General features: G+C 33.7%; 17 protein-coding genes and 2 pseudogenes. 2 read left to right on the top strand and 17 right to left on the bottom strand.

The window, feature by feature from the left end; genetic code table 11:
• Window positions 1–142: 142 nt before the first annotated feature.
• From ABH959_RS10560 to ABH959_RS10525, 8 genes and pseudogenes are all read right to left on the bottom strand, one after another.
• A pseudogene (locus ABH959_RS10560) lies at window positions 143–256 on the bottom strand (alkanesulfonate monooxygenase); the annotation flags it as partial.
• A 217-nt stretch (window positions 257–473) separates the two neighbouring features.
• Complete coding sequence (locus tag ABH959_RS10555) at window positions 474–1202, bottom strand: hypothetical protein (protein WP_033729212.1); 729 nt, start codon at window positions 1200–1202, stop codon at window positions 474–476.
• A complete protein-coding gene (locus ABH959_RS10550) occupies window positions 1199–1789 on the bottom strand; it encodes a TetR/AcrR family transcriptional regulator (RefSeq protein ID WP_002127831.1) in 591 nt (196 codons plus the stop codon). The genes ABH959_RS10555 and ABH959_RS10550 overlap by 4 nt, the downstream gene beginning before the upstream one ends.
• A gap of 247 nt (window positions 1790–2036) precedes the next feature.
• Entirely contained in the window at window positions 2037–2546 is a 510-nt protein-coding gene (locus tag ABH959_RS10545; RefSeq protein WP_001038143.1) for a ribonuclease FAU-1 family protein, read from the bottom strand.
• Between the two features lie 119 nt (window positions 2547–2665).
• Window positions 2666–3730: a hypothetical protein gene (locus ABH959_RS10540; protein WP_113937523.1), complete on the bottom strand. Its 1065-nt coding sequence runs from the start codon at window positions 3728–3730 to the stop codon at window positions 2666–2668.
• A gap of 12 nt (window positions 3731–3742) precedes the next feature.
• Window positions 3743–4216: a tetratricopeptide repeat protein gene (locus ABH959_RS10535; protein WP_002013416.1), complete on the bottom strand. Its 474-nt coding sequence runs from the start codon at window positions 4214–4216 to the stop codon at window positions 3743–3745.
• Between the two features lie 184 nt (window positions 4217–4400).
• Window positions 4401–5090 (bottom strand): phosphopantothenoylcysteine decarboxylase domain-containing protein, encoded by a 690-nt coding sequence (locus tag ABH959_RS10530; protein WP_002084931.1) that lies wholly within the window; start codon window positions 5088–5090, stop codon window positions 4401–4403.
• A 12-nt stretch (window positions 5091–5102) separates the two neighbouring features.
• The gene (locus ABH959_RS10525) at window positions 5103–5903 is read right to left on the bottom strand and encodes an AAC(3) family N-acetyltransferase (RefSeq protein WP_125930143.1); all 801 of its coding nucleotides are present in this window, start codon (window positions 5901–5903) and stop codon (window positions 5103–5105) included.
• Window positions 5904–6075: 172 nt separating this feature from the next.
• Between ABH959_RS10525 and ABH959_RS10520 the strand changes: the two are divergent.
• Window positions 6076–6526, top strand: a pseudogene (locus ABH959_RS10520) (hypothetical protein).
• Window positions 6527–6622: 96 nt separating this feature from the next.
• On the opposite strand, the gene ABH959_RS10515 reads toward ABH959_RS10520, so the two are convergent.
• From ABH959_RS10515 to ABH959_RS10475, 9 genes are all read right to left on the bottom strand, one after another.
• Window positions 6623–7870: a glutathionylspermidine synthase family protein gene (locus ABH959_RS10515; protein ID WP_404447080.1), complete on the bottom strand. Its 1248-nt coding sequence runs from the start codon at window positions 7868–7870 to the stop codon at window positions 6623–6625.
• A 20-nt stretch (window positions 7871–7890) separates the two neighbouring features.
• Complete coding sequence (locus tag ABH959_RS10510) at window positions 7891–8493, bottom strand: hypothetical protein (RefSeq protein WP_113937525.1); 603 nt, start codon at window positions 8491–8493, stop codon at window positions 7891–7893.
• A gap of 107 nt (window positions 8494–8600) precedes the next feature.
• Window positions 8601–9017 (bottom strand): GNAT family N-acetyltransferase, encoded by a 417-nt coding sequence (locus ABH959_RS10505; RefSeq protein WP_113937526.1) that lies wholly within the window; start codon window positions 9015–9017, stop codon window positions 8601–8603.
• A gap of 61 nt (window positions 9018–9078) precedes the next feature.
• Window positions 9079–10017, bottom strand: coding sequence for a DMT family transporter (locus ABH959_RS10500; protein ID WP_113937527.1), 939 nt, complete (start codon window positions 10015–10017; stop codon window positions 9079–9081).
• Window positions 10018–10104: 87 nt separating this feature from the next.
• Window positions 10105–10605: a GNAT family N-acetyltransferase gene (locus ABH959_RS10495; RefSeq protein WP_404492559.1), complete on the bottom strand. Its 501-nt coding sequence runs from the start codon at window positions 10603–10605 to the stop codon at window positions 10105–10107.
• A 34-nt stretch (window positions 10606–10639) separates the two neighbouring features.
• The gene (locus ABH959_RS10490) at window positions 10640–11185 is read right to left on the bottom strand and encodes a GNAT family N-acetyltransferase (protein WP_113937529.1); all 546 of its coding nucleotides are present in this window, start codon (window positions 11183–11185) and stop codon (window positions 10640–10642) included.
• A 15-nt stretch (window positions 11186–11200) separates the two neighbouring features.
• Window positions 11201–11902: a nucleotidyltransferase domain-containing protein gene (locus ABH959_RS10485; RefSeq protein WP_113937530.1), complete on the bottom strand. Its 702-nt coding sequence runs from the start codon at window positions 11900–11902 to the stop codon at window positions 11201–11203.
• Window positions 11903–11916: 14 nt separating this feature from the next.
• Window positions 11917–12600 carry a DNA alkylation repair protein gene (locus ABH959_RS10480; protein ID WP_242309507.1) on the bottom strand — a complete coding sequence of 228 codons (684 nt, stop codon included), beginning with the start codon at window positions 12598–12600 and terminating at the stop codon, window positions 11917–11919.
• 148 nt (window positions 12601–12748) lie between these two features.
• Complete coding sequence (locus ABH959_RS10475; protein WP_404492558.1) at window positions 12749–13417, bottom strand: hypothetical protein; 669 nt, start codon at window positions 13415–13417, stop codon at window positions 12749–12751.
• Window positions 13418–13635: 218 nt separating this feature from the next.
• Between ABH959_RS10475 and ABH959_RS10470 the strand changes: the two genes are divergently transcribed.
• Window positions 13636–14463: a peptidoglycan-N-acetylglucosamine deacetylase gene (locus tag ABH959_RS10470; protein ID WP_002084916.1), complete on the top strand. Its 828-nt coding sequence runs from the start codon at window positions 13636–13638 to the stop codon at window positions 14461–14463.
• Window positions 14464–14478 lie beyond the last annotated feature (15 nt).

Raw genomic sequence — 14478 nt, 5'->3', positions numbered from 1 at the left:
TATTATCACCCCCCTCCTACTCGGAGAAGTGATAATTGAACAACCAACCGTACCATAAGTTACCTCTTAATTTTATCATATTTATTAATTGTTTACGATGAAAACCCGCAAGCTTAAAAACTTGCGAGTTTTTTATTTCTCACTATTTTTTTAAAGCATATGCATCAGCTATCATTTCACCAACGATTTTATTTTCTTGTTGCTTCTCGTCTTTTAATAAAGGGAATAACAGTTCTGCCACTTCTTCCCCCTCCTTGAACTGATTCATATAAATGAATGGATTCGGTTTTTCCAATCAGCGATACGTTATAGAATTAACTACATATTATAAAAACATTTCCTATAAGTTAACTAGTCTTTATTTAAAGACACATATGATTCGTTTGAACATCGTTACTGTTTGTTTGAAATACAGTTCGATTTATATTCATAAAAATTGTATATTTCTTTATTTGAAAGGTATTTTTCACTTACTATTTTTTATGGTCCTTAATCCGCTGTAACCAATAAGAAAACTCACATGCTAAATGCATTTGATGTGATTTAATAAGACTATTAGGACAAAGTGCTGGGAACTCAACAACTAGACTTACTTCTATCCCAGTATCAATATCTTTAAATTGATGCCGAACTCCACCAATAATAGTACCATCTTTCATACGTGCAACACCTGTTGATTGGTATTGGTAAGACTTATCTCTAGGTGTTTTCAATCCCGTTTCGTCACCAAAAACAATGAAAAATTGAACTGGGAACGGAGAATTACCTGTAGTTTCGATAACCTCTAATTCATTTTCCCCAAAGGGGCTTAGTACATAGTGATCAGGACAAGCCGATAAATTCACTTGATTATTTTCACGTGATTGTTCAAGCATAAAACTATCAATTCCATTTATAGCTTCTTCTGCTGTAATCCCATCTAAATAGATGCTTGTTTTTGAAAATTTTCGTCTATCACCAGATAAAACAGTACAGATACGCATACCTATTCCACTTAATCTAAGTTTTGATTTCAGTTTATCATACATTTCATTATATGAATATTCCAACTTTACTTCCGTTAGCTTTTTTATCATGACGTCTGTATCATTTATTTCAGGCCCTTTATGTCCTAATGTATTTAATGCTTTTTTAATACGTTCTCTTTTCCATTTTGTAAGTTGCTCTTGCGAAATATTGTTTCCATCGATAATAATCTTCATATACATTCACCTTCTTTTTGATCGTATCGTAGTGTAGTTAATACTAAATTAACCATTTCTTGCTTCGTATCTAGATTCAACTTTACTTCTGAATGAGCAATACTGCTAAGACCGTATAAAATAAATCCAGAAGCTAATGAGGAGTTGTCAGTATAAAAAATCCCCGTTTTCACTCCTTCTTCAATTACTTGTCGAATTAATGGTTGAATTCGTGTGAATAATTTCTGTTCCAGTTGAAAATGTTGTTCCGTCTGAAACGAACTCACATTTTTATAGGGTGCTAATTTTTCAATAAATGTCCAAAATATATCTAGAGAATCTTTCATCTTCTGCATTACAGACCGTTCATTTGAAATAAGTATTTCTTCAATTAACTCCATATTTTTCACAATGAAGCTATTTAAAGTCTCATCAACAAAATCTTCTTTAGATTTAAAGTAATAGTAAAACAACCCTGTTGCTACACCAGCCCGACTAACAACATCTTTTATGCTAAATCCTCCCATACCATTTTTCATATATAGTTCAAAACCAATATCCATTAACTCTTGGCGTCTTATATCGGGTTCTTTTGATATTCTTTTCATACGTCATCTCCTACTATGTTTTTTACCACGACTGAATCTGATTCAATCATAAACGACTGAACTTGATTCAGTCAATCTTATTTGATAAATTTAAAAATCAATTTAGAAACTAAGCAACAAAATTCCTACAAAAAAAGAGTAATCCCAAGAAATATGCTTCTAACCTTAGATTTATCAAAAAAGTTAGATCATATAAAGACTACTCATTTTCATTAAACACGTATTCTCTTTTCAAATCGATTAAACTTTATTTTAGCCGCACCATTTCTGTCTCTACAATCATTTGAGGAAGCGACTTTTGAATTATTTCCTTTAATACATAAAGAGCTTCATCCACATAGCCACCTTCAAAACTCTCTAAGGGCTCAGGTAACTCATCCTCATCTAAAATAAAACATTCTCCACTTGGCATTACCATAATATCAATAATTAAGTCTTCAAATGACACTAGTTCGTCTGTTATTTGCGTATTTTTTACAACATTAAAATAAGCGCCTAAATACATTCCGTTCTTATCTCTCCATATGTATAAATTGTACGGACGATTTTCCCAGTAGTATGCAATGGTGTAACTTCCTTTTGGGATTGTTAAACTCGAATCATTTGTATTCATCGTAAATGAATACTGAACCTCATAAAATAACACGATACTTTGCGATTTCTTTTCAAGTATTAAGCAATTGTGATCTACTATTGTCGAGTCATATCGGATTTTTCTTTCTATAATTTCACTTTTAGGTGTTCGTAATTTATTCATTTTTTTGTTTCCCCTTATGCTATTTCTAGTCTTAATTATATCCGTTTATATAGCGATAAAGAAGTGTACGGTCTACAATTACACAATAAAACTCCTTCTTATTTAGAAGGAGTTTTTCACTATCCACCATTCATATGTTTTAACCTTTCAGTAACCGCATCATAAAATTTTCGTTTCTCATCAACATTTAAGTGAACACGACTTACTGTTTTAGTAAATCCATACAACAACTGCACTTTCACTGGCTCTTTTAGCGTTATTTCAAAAGTAGGAGGTTCTTTTATGAACTCCATAACAGTTGCATCCAGCACCTCTTTTTCTTCTTTTGCTGTTAGGGATTCCCCCTTGTAGAATGCAATATTATCAATTTGTGTAAATGACAATACAACTTTCTTTCCTAATCCAATTTGAATGATAACTTGTTCTTCTGTTACGACAATTGGATTTTTACGCATCACTTGTATTTCAGCTAAAAAATAAATCATCGCATATACGTTTAGTATGAGTAAAATCCAAGCTATTACTGGATTCCATTGATGAAGTAAATAGTGAAAACCGATACTTTCAATTACTGTTGCGTGAATAATCATAATATAAACACCTATAGCGCCGGTCTTTTTGTGATAGGAATATGTGCATTCACCATCTGGTACTTTTTCACGCCACGATAAAAATGCATAATAGATTAATTTACACTCAGTAAGAATGATACTTACAGCCTTACTTCTTTTCATAGTAGCATCAAACGCTGCATCAATCGCATAAGAAAATGAAGAATACTCACTTCTATATTCTTTATATCGTTTTATTATTTTAGGAAGTACTCTTATAATTTTATATATAAGAAACAGTTCAAAACATACGAACACAATTTCTCCAGCAACTATTACATACGAAACAAATGAAAAAGCTTGTAAATAATCACTAGGAATTATAAATCTTGCGAATACATATCCAGCTATAACTACAGGAAACATATACGTTAACGAATATCTTTTCCGTATAATAAAGAAATATGTGATGACTGGAATTACAAACATAAAATCTAATAATGAACCGAGGACTACTTCTTTCGGGGCAGCTGGCACTATTGGCAGGGCATACAATAAATAGTTTGATAACATAATTAAAGATACGAGTCCAATCCAAATGCCTTTTTTCCTTCTTGAAATTGATGGATTCATTCCTTCTCTCCTCTATTCAAAAACCTCATTTAAATGGTCTTTATAAAATGAAATAGCACGTTCAAATTCTTTTATCTCATCTACTTTCACAACTGTCTCTAACAGTAATTTCATCGCTTCTTCATGTTCGTTTACGTTATATTTTGCTAATGATAAAAACACTTTCATCACGTCATTTTCCGGGAACTTCTTTATCCCTGCTTCTAATAAAGTAATCGCTTTATCATATTCCCCTATACAACGATACGTACTGCCAAGACCGATATACGCACCGCAAAGGGATTCACCATCAAGTCCGTTCGCAATTGCCTGTTCATAATACGGAACCGCCTCCGTTTCAAGACCCATTACATCATGTATCCAAGCACATTGATATAGTACTTCTGCATCCCTCGTAAAGTTTGTTAATCCTATAAGTATCTCTCTAGACTGCGCATATTTCTTTTCATTTCTAAGTTTAATAGCTTGCTTTAATAAATGTTCCATACAATCCACTCCTCAAAAAATGTTCATTATGCATATATCATGTATTACACATTTACGAGCAGCTAATGGCCTATTTCATTGATTTGATTCAATTTAATAATTAGTGAGGGATACGTTCCTCCACTAATTTAATATTAACTCCATTATATACTATGCGACTGCATCTCTTTCTAAAAGCTTAAATCTACATAGTAGTGATACGATTACATAAATGCTCTAACATATTGACAATTTCTTTTGCAGTTTCATCTTTCCCATTACATAACTTCACATTACCGTCTTGTCCAATAACGTGATGCACAGCACCGCGAGAATATAAAGAATGCGGTGAGTTCGCTATCATTACACTCGCTTTTGCACCCTCCATTCTTTTGCTTGCTCTTTCAATAAGTTCTGCTTCATTTACGTCACTTTCCAGTTTAAAGCCAACGAGTATCGTTTCTGGATCCCAACTCTTGATTTGTTTTAATACTTTTGGCGCTTTTTGAAAATGAATAATTGGAGCGATATCACTTGAAATCTTTCCGTTCATATTAAGAACATTTCCATCTTGATCACAAATCTTTTCGACAACCCAATCTGAGCCAGCAGCAGCCATAATAACTGCATCTACTTTTTCATGTGTAATAATACTTTTCATCTTATCTTGTAAATCAATAATCCCCTCAAATGGGTGCAATTCTAATTGGTTATTTACATCCATTGGCTTCTCAGCAAAATAGCCATGCAAATATATAACATTTGCTCCTTTTTTCATTAGCTCTTCTGCAATAATTCTTCCAATCGTACCTTTTGCTAAATTTGTATGCCCACGTACTTGATCCCATTTTTCTAGGCAGCCGCCGCTCGTAATTAATACTTTTTTCCCCTGCATAATAACCATCCCTTACTGATTTTTCGCACGAAACCACTCTGTTCCAAAGTCAACTGCATCACGCTGCCTCATAAAACGGCACGTCGCATTCCCTATCTTCCCACGCGTAACTGTTCCTTTAAGCTCATATTCAACTCCGATTTCTACAAACGTATCAGAATCGTAATCCATTTCAACGAATTCTTTCCATACTCTTACACCTTCTTCTATAATAGGTGCTCCTACCTTTATTAACTCGCGTGCACCTGTACGTACCTCAGATAAATGTATAGACGTATTAGAGTCATAACCGACACCAAGTAATAATATGTATCCATCTAAATCGTATATTTTTCGTAATGGCGATTCTTCACCAAAACTTATGGAAAGTGAATGATTCGCTGTAATTTCTTCTGCGTGTTGCCCCCATGCTGCAAAACTACTGAGTGGATGATTACTGCGCAATACATTCGGATATGTACGAAAACATTCAACTACTTCTCCCATTGCCCTTGTTGGTGTTATACGTGGATCAAATGCTGGGACGTTATCCCGAATAATTTGCCACCATTCTTCTGGTACAGGTGGTCTTGACCAATGTTTTGGATCGGATAAATCCGAAGATTGCGTCGGCATAATTATCGTTCCTTCTTCTGTAACAACTTTCATTAACGCTTCTACTACAGCAACTGCACCGCCTGATATCCAACCGATTGAACTTAATGAAGAATGTACAATAACTGTCATTCCCTTTTCTATCCCTAATGCTTTTAAATCATTTGTAATTGTTTCGATTGTATTTGGAAATTGTGTATTCGCCACTATGTCATTCATTTTCACGATTGTTCCCCCATTTTGCTTTAAACTAATACATACATATATTATCATATTTTTCTTAATTTTTAACATAATCATACAGATTACTATAGACCTATCGTTCTTATCATATCGGAAACAGTTAAATTATGGTGTATTTATTTAAAATTAATAAAGGAAGGTGCACACAATGAAGAAAATTATATTACCCCTTTTCATATTAGGGATTATTAGCTTAAGTGGCTGTACTTTTTCTAATAATGAATATGAAGATTTTTGGGTGTTAGAAAAATCTTCATATAACGAAGGTGGATATGGCCCTTCAAACTTATATGAAAAGGCACAGGAAGATCCAACTATGATTCATTACTCAAACGATAGCATTAGTGAAGGAAAAAGGATGGTATATTTAGCATTTGGAGAAAAGTATAAAAACGATAAAATTACAGTAAAAGAAGTTACAGACGAAAAAGATACATCAGTTATCGTCTTACGTATTGAAAAAAACAAAGGAAAAGATAAAAAACCCTGTTATGTATATCGGTGTGCCTAAACTTAGAGATTCTATTAAAATTGTAGATGAAGATGGTATGAAAATTTTTGAAATGAAACAAAATGAAAGCGTTACATCAAAGCAATGATCACTCTAGCACTCTTAATTCAAGCTTTATACTCATATGAAAGAGCCCATCACAAATGATGCGCTCTTTGTTAATTACCTTTTAATTCAAATGTTGCTACCCTTCAATCGTAACTCCAGTAAACATCGATAAATTCCCTGTTATTCTTTCACCTACTCGTAAAAACAGTCCAGCGGCTCTTCCGCTAATACAATGAGAACCGATAAGTAGTTTACCAGTATATGGTCCATCCCACGTATCAATTGTATAGTCAGGCATGTCTACATATTGCTGATATATTTTTCGTTGTTCAAAATAATACTCTGTTTGATCTTCAGCCAATAGTTCATCATTGTCATAAATAGATACTCCGCCGCCTTCGCGACCAAATAACGGTTTTGAAACATATGATTCTTTTCTTTCTAAGAATCGTTTATTTGTGAAATACGTTGGAAGGAAGTATTCCTTAATAATCTCTCGCTCTTCTTTTTCAAAGAAAACTTCATCTTCATAAAGTTGCCAAATTAATGCGAGCATACCTTTATTTTGCATAACAAAAGCAGCCGGTGGGTTAATAATTTGCACCTTTCCTTGTGCGATATGATTTAAAAATTGCAGACCGATTCTTTTACCATTTTTATCAGTATCTGAAACTAAATATTCAATTGGATATAAACGATATAAGTATTTAATTTTATCGCCTGCCGGGGTGTATATTCCATCATCTGCAACAACGATATCTTGTATTCCTACATAATCGGTTTGTTGCTGTAAACAATAACTTCTTAAAAACTGAACGGTTTGATGATCTTCATCATGCCAATCGTAGCTTGTAAAATAAATCGTTTCGTCAGGACTTATTTTGTAATCATGTTTAATTTGTTCCCAAGCTTGAACGACGTGTTCTTCAATATGATTCGGATGATTCACATCGTGATATCGACACAATACTTCATTAGCGACAGATGGTTCTAAATAACCTGTCGGAGTATCGCAATTTACTTCAATTAATTTAATATCATCATGATTTACGATGAAATCAAGCCTTGTAAAATATGAAAATAAACCAGTATGTTTCATTCTTGCAATTTCCCACGTCTCTGGTGGAAAACCAAGTTTTTGAAATTGTGCTGGTGTATTTGTAATGTATTGATATGTTTTATATAACACATACATAATTTCTTCTGTCGCTTTAGAAATTGCAGTATATGTACGTACTGGCATACGATACATACTAGTTGCCATATATTGATTCCATTCTTCACTCTCTAACAAACTCGGCCATGTAAATCCATTTCTACCAGCCTCTTCTGCAAGAGAAAACCAGATTTTCATATACTCTTCCTGTTCTTTTTCTGTATACATTTCTCCATTATCCTTTCAAATTAGGATCCAGCTGGTGCTTTTGCGTTTCCAATTCCATTTGAACCAGAATTCACTTTTGGCGTTTGTGTAGTAGATGCTTTTGACGTATTTGAATCTGGCGTCACTTTAGTTGAACTGTTCGGCTGTTGCTTATTCAAATCCACTTTCTTTGAAGAATCATTATTACTACTAGTGCCACCGTAATACCCACCGCTGCCACCACTTCTTCGCTCATCCTTTTCACGGTATGGGATAATATTATTTGCATATGGTTTCTTTGTAAGATTTGGTTTCGCAGTATTATACATATTCGACGTCTTACTTGCTAATAAATATCCAGCAACGAACGGAAGTATTGGCAAATGGGAACTCTCATTATTAAATGAAGCGGGTGAATTATTATCTCTACATAATTCTTCTTTTTCTATATTTCCTGTCGTTGGCGCTTTATCATCACAATTTAATTTTTCTTGTTCGCTTTCTTGCTTCGTACCATCTGTTTTTACCGCACTACTTTCTTTTTGTGCACTCTCTTCATCATTATCAGCACATCCTGTTAATAAAAAAGATGACACTCCTATTGAAGCTGCAATTTTCACAAATTTGCTTTTATCCATTCTCATGTGTTATGCACCTAATTTCTATTTATCTATATTTTTCCAATTATCTTTATTATATACTGTAAATATCATTTTTTTCAAACTAAACTAAATATGTAAAATTACATATTTCACATACTTTTCAGCTGTTCATTCTCGAGATAGCAATGAAATCTTTCCACCCCTGGATGTTTTTCTCCTAGACTTTTAATCTTAAACTTACACTTTTTATAAAATCCGACTGCCTCTGTATCTGTCTCAGCCTCAATATATGTTAACTCATATTCCCTAATTATTTCTTTAATCATTTGAAGTGCAATTCCTTGATTGCGATATTTTTCATCAACAGCTATGTGACACATTCTCGCTCTATTTGTATGAATTAGCACTATACCTATGCAACCCTTATTCCCATATTTATATAGCACTGCCTGATTATTTTTATACATTGAAACTGCTTTAAATAAGCTTGCTTCACTCGGACCGGTCGCATGCTTTAATACTTTTTTAATGGGATCTATTTCTAAATGCTCAACACGTTGTAACATCCTATCTCCATCCTTTCTCATGAAAAAAGATTAGCTCTTTATTGAAAAAGAGCTAATCTCATTACGCCGTTATTTTCTCTTCTTTTTTCACAACTACAGCTACATAACTATGAAGTATCATTCCGACAATTACAAGACTCATTCCAACCCACGATAAAGAAGACGGAATTGGAGCCGATAACCAGATCAACTCTCCTACTAATGCAAATAAAACTTCACCAGACTGTGTCGCCTCGACTGTTGCTAATTTTTGCGGATCATCTTTTACAAGATCTGTCGCAAAGAAGAATAATACCGTTGCGATTAACCCTGAACTAACTGCTACAATAAAACATTGGAAAACTTGACTACTTGACGGTAGTCCGCCTGTTGATACTTCATAACCAGATAGTAAAAACCAAAATGGTAAACTTGCTAATGTCATACCGAGAACTCGTTGGAAGACATCTAATTCGCCCTTACATACTTGCATCATTTTTCTATTTCCAAGTGGATATGCAAACGCAGCAATGAGTACAGGAACCACACATAAAATGGTTTCACGAATCCCTAAAGAAGAAGCGTGTTCTACTTGCATAAGAACAACACCGAATAAAATAATGCCTGACATTACTAATTCTTTCATTGGAATTTTTTTATGTAATGGGTCTACCGCAAAAAATGGTGTTAACAAAATCCCTGCAACTATTGTAATTTGCCAAGTCGAAGCGACAAGCCACCCCGGTCCAAACGCACCCGCGAAACTAAGCGGTGCATAAAAGAGACCAAACCCTACAATACTCCATAACAACCACTCTTTCGGATTGTTTTTCATATATTGCAAGAGTTGTTTTAAATTCCCCCTATACATGACAATAAGTAATAGCATTGGAACCATAAAGTAATACCGTAGTGATGCACTCCAAATCCAACTCCCGCCCCCTAAGTCCATCGACCGGTTTAACACAAAGGTAAAGGCAAAGAAAAATGATGCCAATATCCCTATTACAATAGCTTTCATTTTAAAACCCCTTGTTTAGTTTCTTGTTATACGATACAACAAAATGAATATAATTAAAATTCGCAATTCTTATTATATATGTATTCTTTAAAGAAACAACACCATATTTTCATCATCACTATACACACCATTCATTTTTAAAGCTCTCTTTTCAATTCCATAAGTTTTAAAGCCCATTGATCCGTATAATTTTTTTGCTGGTTCGTTTGTGGATACAACACCTAAGTTCAATTGCTCTAGTTTTATATCTCGCGCTCTTTGAATGGCATTTGTTATTAACTCACGTGCCAATCCGTTCCGCCTGTTTTGTGCATCTACATACATCGCAACGATATGACCTTTATGTTTATACGCCTCTCTCTCTTCTGTTAGTAAAGTGACAACTCCAACTAAATGATTTTCTTCATTAAATGCACCCAATGTACAACTAGTAGTAGCTGTTAAATTACTTTCCACTCTCTTAATAGGATTTTCCTGGCGAATCGCCTCTTCATAAGTTGTTACAAATGCCTCTGGATTTACTTGTAAAGCTTGTAAACGTAAGTCCCAATATTTTTCCGCATCTTCTTTCGTAAGTAATCGAATCATATTTATCCTGCCCCTTTAAGTTAACATAATATTTTTATAAGCTACTATTTAAAGATTGGTATTCTTCTCTTAACATACTATAGCGATAACGATGAATGAACTTCCCTTTACGTAACCGATCATTTCTCATTATTCCTTCACAAACAAATCCTACTTTTTCATAACTCTTTCTAGCTTGTAAATTATCTTCGTCTACTCGTAGCCAAATTTTTTCTAATTTGAATTCAGAAAAACCGATTTGTAACATACTGTATAGGGCTGCTATTCCATATCCTTTACCCCAATATTCTTTATTTCCAATTGCAATCCCTAGTTCAGCATTTTTATTTGTATTATCAAAGTTTTTTAGGTCTACCCATCCAATGTGTATACCTTCCTTTGTAGCGATAGCTCGTTGTTCATAACCATTCGCTCGACTTATGCATGTTTCAATCCACCTTCTCGTATCGCCACGAGTGAACGGTGGATATTGATCTGGTACAACTAAATGTTTTGTTACTTCTGTATCTAATGACCATTGATATCGATCTTCTACATCGTCTTGTGTCAATTCTCTTAATTGAACGAATGGTACATTCATTTTGATATCCCCTTTTCATTTCCCGATAGAAAACCCTTCAAAAACTCTTCCTCCATACTGCTCTAACGTATTTTCTATAAAACTAATTAATTCATTTTTATCTCCTGTTTTATAAAAATGATCAAAAACTGCTACAAATTGGTCTGCATATTGTTCGTCATATCTTTTTAATACTCTAATAAACCATTTTGAATTTCCAAGCCATTGACCATTTACCCTTAAAACATATTCATGTACTAAATCAGCTAATAAATTTGCGATGAACAATTCTTCTTCTCTCTTTGTTGCACCAATGAAGTCATCCAAAGTATCCGTAATAAAATAGCGTTTCTGCTTCATCGTTTCTTCTGTCCATTTTTCTGGTCCTTTATTTAATAAATCATTCGCTTCTCTTTTGAGTATTTTTACAATTTCATCTTCTCCTTTTAACACAATACCTTCTGAAACTAATTGAGGTAATGAAGGTCGTCCGCGCTCACAATCACTTTTGAAAAAGGTTTTATACGTTTCAAAATTATGTACGAATACTTCAACAGGCCAACCATTACTATAGAAAGATTCTCTATAACAAGATGACAAACTTTGGTCAAATATTACAATATCAAGGTCAGATGTTTTCGTAGCCTCTCCTCTAGCAACACTTCCCCCTAGTAAAGCAACATCACAATTCGAAAATTGTGATGTAATAATACTTTGTGCCGCTTCAATTGGTTTCATAATCTTATCCCTTCTTATTTTACTTTCTTCTTTTCAGCTCTTTCTCGTGTCTTTTTAATATAGGATTCTGCATTTGGTGTTTTGCATGACGTTTCACCGTGATCAACTTCTACTTTTCCAATTTCACGTGAGATTTTAATTGCTTGTTGTTCCAAACTTTCATTTCGAACCCCTACTGCAATTAAAGCTCTATTCATCGCTTCTCTTTTACGATTTTTTTCATTATGTATATGAACTTTAATCTCTTCTAAATACGGTAAGAAAAAGTCATCGTCTAACGTTTTATTTTTTATTGCGATATTCGCTAATAATGACCAACCAGCTCTTCCAATCCATTCGTCATCAGACTTCGTCCATTCTTCCATTCTTTCTATCACGATTGGCGACGTACATATAGCTGTCATCAGAACGTCCATTAAACAATAATAATCAACATCCTGAACCCATCTATTTAGTTGTTCTGACGTTAGTTTCTTCGGATCTAAAATCATCGTTGCTAAAGTCATTGCATCCATATTTTTCGTTTCCCATAATGAGATTGCTAAATCATGATCCTTTTTTATCTTCTTTTTCAACAATTTTAAATTTGCAAAACTAACTCCAAATAACGGCTCTTTTGCCCCATGATTTTTAAAGATTTTACGGTTTTGTTCTGTTCCATATTCTTCTAGTTGCTGCATTACTTCTTCAAGTAACATATGCCCACCTCTTTTATGTTTTATGTTGACTTCATATATGTATGTACGATATATTCTACATTATTTTTTGGTTTTCCTATATTTATTTTTTAAGTACGGTATGTGAAATTTTTATTGATGTTCTTTAAAACAAAAAACATCCTCTTCTTTATTTTTCACACGGTTGTTCATTGACACTTTGTATACAATATTCCACTAGCGCATGCAACGGATTTATTATGTTCCTTCCTATTGTATTTTCTACCCTTGTAGCAGCATCTACCATCGATAATTGTGCAACTAAAAACATTTCATTTCTATCTTTCATAATTTCATATAAATACTTTTCTAATTTAGCATCATGCTCTTCTTTACGCCCTTGCATAATTAACTCAAATATCCCTTCTATCACTTCTACTTTTACTTGTATGGATTTATTATTCTGCTGAGCGTATAGTCTTAAACGTTCCATCGTTCCTGAAACAGTACGGTTATTTGTAAAAAGTATTGTTTGTGGCTCTTCAACATGACAAATCATTTCAAAAAATGGCTCATCAATTTTCAATATAGGTATGTCTATTTTGAAATTCTCATCTAATAGCGTAATATAATCTGTACAAGTTAATAAAAGTGTATCTACATCACTTTTGGCTATATACTTTATAATATCTTTTAAATTACTCCGTGCTTGTTCTTTTTCAAAATCGCAATCTTTTTTTAATATGCGTGATAAGATGGGATCTACAAAATGGAGTATTTCGATTCCAAAAGATTGCAACACTCGGTCAATGTATTCAATATTTGAATGATGAGCATGTAAACAAGCTAATTTTTTCATACTTATCCTCCCTTTCTAAAACAAAAAACGTGAATGAACCATTTTACATGCAGTTCCATTCATTTAATTCTTGTTTCATTTTTTCAAACCTGCAAAACAGTGAAATCTTACATACTTTTTAACAAACTTTTTTGCGCTTGTAAAAAAGTTTTTTTGCATTTCCCCCTCTAAAATTGCTAATATAGTAGAGTAGAACTTTTATAGAGAGTAGGAAAATTATGCACAATGGAATTCGGATGACAACTTTAGTGAAAAGGGCTCTGTTGATTTGCGCTGGGGTATTATTTACATACGAAGCTGCTTACGGATCAACACATATCGCTCTAGCAAGTACAGAGGATGAAGCGAAATCTGTTCAACTTGTAAGTGAAATTCAAACATCCCTTGCTCCGAAAGAAGCTCCAAAGCACTATAACGGGCAAGTTAGAAAAGTCGCTTACTTAACATTTGACGATGGTCCTGGAAAATACACAGCTGAGCTTTTAGATATGTTAAAAAGTGAAAATGCAAAAGCAACATTTTTCCTAATTGGTTCAAACGTGAAAGCTTTCCCTGATCTTGTAAAACGTGAAAATACTGAAGGCCACTACGTTGGGATGCACAGTATGACTCATAACTACAAGAAGCTTTACACAGAAGGTCATTACGTTGATGAAATGAAAGAAGACCAAGGCTTAATCGCTGGCGTTCTAGGAAAATCACCAGTATTAACTCGTCCAGCTTACGGCTCAATGCCAGGATTAAATGAAGCCCTTCGCAACAAAGTTGTAGAAAATGGTTTAAAAGTTTGGGACTGGACAATTGATTCATTAGACTGGAAATACAACAAAATGCCAGTAGACGCTGCATCTGCTAAAATCGTAGAAAACGTTCTACATGGTGCTACAAACCCAACAGAAGTTATTCTAATGCACGATATTCATCCACAATCAGTTAAAGCAGTACCTGGAATTATTAAAGGGCTGAAAGAAAGAGGATATGAATTAGAAGCCTATAATGAGAACGAACACTTCCCATTAAACTTCTGGCATGATAATCGTATGTAATAAAAAGACTTGATT

Origin of the sequence: Bacillus sp. RC51 (assembly GCF_044908115.1) — a bacterium.
In the GTDB taxonomy this organism is placed as follows: Bacteria; Bacillota; Bacilli; order Bacillales; family Bacillaceae_G; genus Bacillus_A; species Bacillus_A mycoides.
This window is presented reverse-complemented; position numbering and strand designations above follow the sequence as displayed.

What these genes read in the sequence shown, in the direction of transcription:
- ABH959_RS10510 (WP_113937525.1), bottom strand. Translation starts at nt 8,493, where the DNA reads ATGAGAATGGATAAAAGCAAATTTGTGAAAATTGCAGCTTCAATAGGA.
- ABH959_RS10545 (WP_001038143.1), bottom strand. Translation starts at nt 2,546, where the DNA reads ATGAATAAATTACGAACACCTAAAAGTGAAATTATAGAAAGAAAAATC.
- ABH959_RS10535 (WP_002013416.1), bottom strand. Translation starts at nt 4,216, where the DNA reads ATGGAACATTTATTAAAGCAAGCTATTAAACTTAGAAATGAAAAGAAA.
- ABH959_RS10530 (WP_002084931.1), bottom strand. Translation starts at nt 5,090, where the DNA reads ATGCAGGGGAAAAAAGTATTAATTACGAGCGGCGGCTGCCTAGAAAAA.
- ABH959_RS10470 (WP_002084916.1), top strand. Translation starts at nt 13,636, where the DNA reads ATGCACAATGGAATTCGGATGACAACTTTAGTGAAAAGGGCTCTGTTG.
- ABH959_RS10480 (WP_242309507.1), bottom strand. Translation starts at nt 12,600, where the DNA reads ATGTTACTTGAAGAAGTAATGCAGCAACTAGAAGAATATGGAACAGAA.
- ABH959_RS10555 (WP_033729212.1), bottom strand. Translation starts at nt 1,202, where the DNA reads ATGAAGATTATTATCGATGGAAACAATATTTCGCAAGAGCAACTTACA.
- ABH959_RS10550 (WP_002127831.1), bottom strand. Translation starts at nt 1,789, where the DNA reads ATGAAAAGAATATCAAAAGAACCCGATATAAGACGCCAAGAGTTAATG.
- ABH959_RS10500 (WP_113937527.1), bottom strand. Translation starts at nt 10,017, where the DNA reads ATGAAAGCTATTGTAATAGGGATATTGGCATCATTTTTCTTTGCCTTT.
- ABH959_RS10490 (WP_113937529.1), bottom strand. Translation starts at nt 11,185, where the DNA reads ATGAATGTACCATTCGTTCAATTAAGAGAATTGACACAAGACGATGTA.
- ABH959_RS10495 (WP_404492559.1), bottom strand. Translation starts at nt 10,605, where the DNA reads ATGATTCGATTACTTACGAAAGAAGATGCGGAAAAATATTGGGACTTA.
- ABH959_RS10525 (WP_125930143.1), bottom strand. Translation starts at nt 5,903, where the DNA reads ATGAATGACATAGTGGCGAATACACAATTTCCAAATACAATCGAAACA.
- ABH959_RS10515 (WP_404447080.1), bottom strand. Translation starts at nt 7,870, where the DNA reads ATGTATACAGAAAAAGAACAGGAAGAGTATATGAAAATCTGGTTTTCT.
- ABH959_RS10475 (WP_404492558.1), bottom strand. Translation starts at nt 13,417, where the DNA reads ATGAAAAAATTAGCTTGTTTACATGCTCATCATTCAAATATTGAATAC.
- ABH959_RS10540 (WP_113937523.1), bottom strand. Translation starts at nt 3,730, where the DNA reads ATGAATCCATCAATTTCAAGAAGGAAAAAAGGCATTTGGATTGGACTC.
- ABH959_RS10485 (WP_113937530.1), bottom strand. Translation starts at nt 11,902, where the DNA reads ATGAAACCAATTGAAGCGGCACAAAGTATTATTACATCACAATTTTCG.
- ABH959_RS10505 (WP_113937526.1), bottom strand. Translation starts at nt 9,017, where the DNA reads ATGTTACAACGTGTTGAGCATTTAGAAATAGATCCCATTAAAAAAGTA.